Below are 5,129 nucleotides of genomic sequence, written 5' to 3' on the forward strand. Positions count from 1 at the left end.
CCTAGCTCGGAAAACAGCCCATCGCTAGGCGAAGAATGCGTCGTGGGCGTAGGGGCTCATCGAGATCTGCCATGCTTCCACGATCCTGCCGTCACGGAAGCGGAAAACGACGAGCCCATTCTCGTCGTAGATGTTGCCGTTACGTCTGGCGAAGCGGTGGTCGACGCTGATCACATGCTCGTCGTCGCCGACGGCGACGTGCAGCTCGGTCTGGTAGGTGCCGCCGGTGAGCTCATGGAGGCGATCAAAGTAGGCGCAGGTCGTCTCCCGCCCCTGGTAGTCACCGGCGATTGAGCTACGTCCGGGAACGTGCCAGACCACGTTCTCGGCGATGAGTTCGGCCAGGGCATCGGTATCGCCGTTGTTGACGGTGTCGTAGCCTTGCCGCACGATCTCGACGTGAGGATGTTCGGGCATCGTTTCCTCCTCGCACCCAGCGCCCCGTTGCCAGCCGCATTTTCGGTCGTGAGTGAGCGTGCGCCCGCGAGGTTGCACGGGGCGTTACCACTGGGTTACCGCCTCGGATGGACATAGGCTGAAGGGTCGACCCCGCACCGAAGGGGGAGGGGTGCAGCCCGGTGGAGTTCCGCATCCTTGGTCCTCTTGAGGTCATCGCCCAGGGGCGGCCGGTGGCGCTTCCCGGGAGTCGCGAGCGGGCCGTCCTTGTCCTGCTCCTGCTGTCCGCCAACCGGGTCGTTCCAGCCGAGCGCCTGGTGGAGGACCTCTGGGACGGAAAAGCCCAGAAAGGAGCCGCCGGCGCGCTCCGCGTCTTCGTCTCCCGGTTGCGCAAGGCGCTCCGAGAAGGCGGCGGCGACTCCGTCGTGGTCACCAAGCCGCCTGGCTACCTCCTGCAGATCGAGCGTGCTGCTCTCGACGCTGCCCGATTCGAGGATCTCCTGGCCGAGGGACGCGAGCACGCCGCCCGAAGAGACCACGAAGGGGCCGCGGCGCGGTTGCGCCAGGCGCTGTCGCTCTGGCGAGGGCCTGCCCTGGCCGACCTAGCCGACGTTCCGGTGGCTCGGGCCGAGGCGACCCGACTGGAGGAAGCGCGGCTGGCCGCCCTCGAGGAGCGGGTCGAAGCCGACCTCGGCTGCGGCCGCCATGCCGAGGTGGTGCCCGAACTCGACCATCTGACCAAGGTTCATCCGCTACGGGAGCGGTTGTGGGGCCAGCGGATGGTGGCCCTGTACCGCTCGGGGCGCCAGGCCGACGCGTTGCGCGTGTATCAGGAGCTTCGCCGGCTCTTGGCCGAGGAGCTTGGCCTGGAGCCCAGCCTCGAAGTCGCCCGCCTGGAGAACGCCATCCTGCGCCAGGCGCCTGAGCTGCAAGCGCCCCAGTTGGCAGCGCGCTGCGCCCCCAGGCCGTCGCCAGGCTCAGGGGAGCCGACCACGTTCCTCTTCAGCGACATCGAGGCCAGCACCCGGCGGTGGGAAGGCGATCCGGAAGCGATGACGGTCGACCTGGCGCGGCACGACGAGTTGCTCCGCGCCGCCATCGAAGCCGCAGGAGGGGAGGTCTTCAGCCACACCGGAGATGGGATGGCCGCGGCGTTTCGGGCTGCCCCCGACGCCCTCGCCGCCGCTGTGGCGGCCCAACAGGCGCTGGCGTCCAGCGCCTGGGCCGCCCCCGGGCCGCTTCGGGTGCGGATGGCGATCCACGCGGGGGTGGCGCAGCGCCGCGAAGATAACTACTTCGGCCCTGCACTGAACCGGGTCGCCCGCCTCCTGGCTACTGCCTCCGGGGGTCAGGTGCTCTGCTCCCATGCGGCCGCAGAGCTGATCGGCGCTGATCTTCCGGCTGAGGTGGCTCTCCTCGACTTGGGGGAGCACCGGCTCGCCGACCTGGCCCGTGTCGAGCGGGTGTTCCAGGTGGCCCATCCTGCGCTGTCGTCGCAGTTCCCAGCTCTGCGCAGCCTCGCCGCGCATCGCCACAACTTGCCCGTGGCACTCACCCCTTTCATCGGGCGGGCCCGGGAGCTCGACGAGCTGAGCATGCTGCTCGCCGGATCTCGACTGCTCACCCTCACTGGGGCCGGAGGGGCGGGGAAGACCCGGCTCGCCATCCAAGGCGCGGCGGCTGCACTGCCGGCCTACCCTGACGGCGTCTGGATAGCCGAGCTCGCCGCGCTGCGCGAGGGGGCGCAGGTGGCTTCGGCGGTGGCCGTGGCGCTCACCTTCGAGACCAGCGCCTTCGACAGCCCGGAGGCTGTGGAAGATCGTCTCATCCGCCATCTGGCGACGCGGCAGACGCTTGTCCTGCTCGACAATTGCGAACATCTCATCGAGGCAGTCGCCCGTCTCGTCCACGCCTTTCTGATTCGGTGCCCCAGCGTGACCGTGCTCGCCACGAGCCGCGAGCGGCTCGGCGTACCCGGCGAGGTGGTGTGGAAGGTGCCGCCGATGTCAATGGCGGCTCCCGGCGCCGCCCTTGCCGAGCTCACCGGCAGTGACGCGGTGGCCTTCTTCTGCGAGCGGGCCCGGGCCGCCCGATCCACGTTCGAGCTCGATACCACCAACGCCGCCGCTGTCGCCAGGATCTGCCGTCGTCTCGACGGCATTCCCCTCGCGCTGGAGCTGGCTGCCGCCCGGGTCCAGGTGCTCAGTCCGGCGCAGGTCGCCGACCGCCTGGATGACCGCTTCCGGTTCCTGACCGGTCGGGAGCGGATCGTCGTGCCCCATCAACAGACACTGCGAGCGACCGTCGACTGGAGCTACGAACTTCTCTCGCTGGCGGAGCAGCGCGCGCTGGCCCGGCTGGCGATCTTTCCCGACACTTTCGATCTGCCGGCGGCCGAGGTAGTGATGTCAGGCGGCGACGGGGGAGTGGCCTACGAGGACGCCCTCGACGTGCTCTGCCGGCTGGTCGACAAGTCGCTCATCGTCGTGCATAGCGAGGGCACTGCACCTCGTTACCGGCTGCTCGAGACCATCCGGCAGTACGGGGTCGAGAAGCTGGCCGAGGCCGGCGAGGAGGCCACCGCCCGGCGGCGGCACCGCGACGCCTTCGTCGCACGCGTTCAAGCGTGGCGAGGTACGCCGCTGGGGTCGGATTTCCTCTGCGGGGCGTTCGCTGATGCGGAGAATTTCCGTGCCGCGCTGGAGTGGTCATGGACGCAACGCGACGCCGACGCCGTGCTGCGCCTGATCGGGGCGCTATGGGTGCCATGGCTGTGGTTCGGCAACCCTGACGGCCACATCTGGGTGGAGCGCATCTTCTCCGCGCCCGAGTTCTCCGCGCCCGAGCTCGCCGACCATCCAGGGCATGTCGAGGCCCTAGCCATCCGGGCCATCCTCCTTCCTGAAGGCGACCGCGACCGCTGCGACGAGCTCCTAGAGGAAGCGGCCACGCTGGCACGGCGGATCGGCGACGATCGCCGCGCGGCCTACTCGGATTGGGGGCGAGCCGAGTACAAGCTGCTTTCGGGAAAGTCCGCCGAGGCGCGCCCGCTCCTCGAGACTGCACTCGCCGGCTACAAGCGTCTCGGCCTGCCGGACGGTGCCGGCTGGTGCCACGACCACCTCGGCTGGGCCGCGATCATCGACGGAGAGTACGACCGGGCCCGAGACCATTTCGAACAGGCCGTGGAAGTCGCCCGCAGCGATCCCCTCGGCGAATGGGTCGAGCCGCACGCGCTCGCCGCTCTCGGCCCACTAGTCGCCCTCTCTGGTGACGGCGAGCGGGCCCTTCGCCTGGCGGAACAGGCAGTCGGCGCCGCGCGGCGGCTGAAAGCCCGACCGGTTCTCGCCATGGCGCTGACCCGCGCCGCCGAGACCGCCGTTCTGGCCAGCCACCCGCGCCGCGCCGCGGGCATTCTCGTGGAGCTGCTGGGTCTCCTGGCCGACCTGGGAACCCGGCGGTGGGTGGCCGACGCACTGGAGACCGCCGCTCTCGTTCTGGAAATCGATGATGACACCGAACGGGCGTCGGTGATCCTCGGGGCATCCGATCGGCTGCGGGAGGCCATCGAAGTGCGGGTCATCACTGAAGAGGTGCGGCAGGCTCGGGACCGGCTCGCCGACGCCCTGGGTGCCGAGCGCTTCGCCCTGCATGAGGCTCGGGGCCGGCTGCTTTCGCACGAGGCGGCCATCACCCTCACCATTGCTGGGCTCACGGCCAGTGGATATGACGTTGATCATCTCTAAGTAGCATCGAGGTTCCGGGGCGGCTTGTCCCCCGAGCGGTGGAAAGCGCGCACAGTTTGAGAATCTACGGTGAGATGGTCGCGGTGCTGGCCCCCCAAGACACCCGTTGCACGTGGCTGGACCGCCAATGGGAACCATTTGCAGCATCCAGTTGGCCCGCGGACCGCCAAATGGAACCGTTTCGCAGTTTCAAAGAGACTCCAGGGTCGGCTGATGGAACCATCTGTAGCGCGAGATCTGGGCCTAACCGACGATCTTGAAATGACCTTGTCGCTGACGGTGACGAGGTCGTGGGCGATGTCGCGCAGCTTGAGGTTGCGGTACGAGGCGGCGGCCCGCAGGATCTCGAACGCCTCATCGGTGGTGCACCGGTTTTGGCTCATGATGATGCCCAGGGCTTGGTCGATGATGCGGGCGGCTTTGAAAGTGGTGCGCGCCGAGGTGGTTCAGCACTCGCCGACGCAGCGCGGGCCGAAAATACGCGCTGTACCGGGCTCGATAGACATAGCACGCCGGCCGCGCTGGAGGTACTCTTAGAGTTAGTCTCGGCCTGTGGGATCGGAGGGCCGTTAGGGTGCGAATAGCTGATGTACTACGCGCCAAAGCAGCGGTGGTCGCAACTGTAAGGCCGGACGCGCCGGTCGCCATCCTGCTCGCCGCAATGGCCAAGCATCGCGTCGGGGCCGTGGTCGTCGTCGACGACAGCGCGGTGGTGGGGATGGTGTGGGAGCGCGACCTCATCCGCCTCCTGCACGAGCGCGGAGCGTCGCTCGTGCACGACTCGGTCTCGGACATCATGAATGTCGACGTGATCACCTGCATGCTTACCGACGAGGTCGATGACATCCTGCGGATCATGACCGACCGGCGGATCCGGCACCTGCCGGTGATGGTCGACGATAAGCTCCACGGTGTTGTCAGCATGGGGGATCTAGTCAAGGCGCGAATCGGTGAGCTGGAGGCCCATCGGGCGTACCTGCAGTCCTA

The 5,129-nt window shown here is 68.2% G+C and carries 3 protein-coding genes and 1 pseudogene; 2 read left to right on the forward strand and 2 right to left on the reverse strand.

The genetic code is table 11. From position 1 onward, the window contains the following. Nucleotides 1-24 precede the first annotated feature (24 nt). Nucleotides 25-417 carry a nuclear transport factor 2 family protein gene (locus Q0W60_RS17155; RefSeq protein ID WP_297697296.1) on the reverse strand — a complete coding sequence of 131 codons (393 nt, stop codon included), beginning with the start codon at nucleotides 415-417 and terminating at the stop codon, nucleotides 25-27. 161 nt (nucleotides 418-578) lie between these two features. Here Q0W60_RS17155 and Q0W60_RS17160 point away from each other — a divergent pair, with 161 nt between their 5' ends. Beyond that, a complete protein-coding gene (locus tag Q0W60_RS17160) occupies nucleotides 579-4,142 on the forward strand; it encodes a BTAD domain-containing putative transcriptional regulator (protein WP_297697297.1) in 3,564 nt (1,187 codons plus the stop codon). Here Q0W60_RS17160 and Q0W60_RS17430 read toward each other — a convergent pair. Continuing rightward, nucleotides 4,139-4,564 (reverse strand): annotated as a pseudogene (locus Q0W60_RS17430) (ANTAR domain-containing protein); the annotation flags it as partial. The gene Q0W60_RS17160 and the pseudogene Q0W60_RS17430 overlap by 4 nt on opposite strands. 188 nt (nucleotides 4,565-4,752) lie before the next feature. Between Q0W60_RS17430 and Q0W60_RS17165 the strand changes: the two are divergent. Next, nucleotides 4,753-5,129, forward strand: a 377-nt coding sequence (locus Q0W60_RS17165; RefSeq protein ID WP_297697298.1) for a CBS domain-containing protein, incomplete at its 3' end; no start/stop codon positions are given.

The organism is Phenylobacterium sp., from assembly GCF_025934275.1.
Classification (GTDB): domain Bacteria; phylum Pseudomonadota; class Alphaproteobacteria; order Caulobacterales; family Caulobacteraceae; genus Phenylobacterium.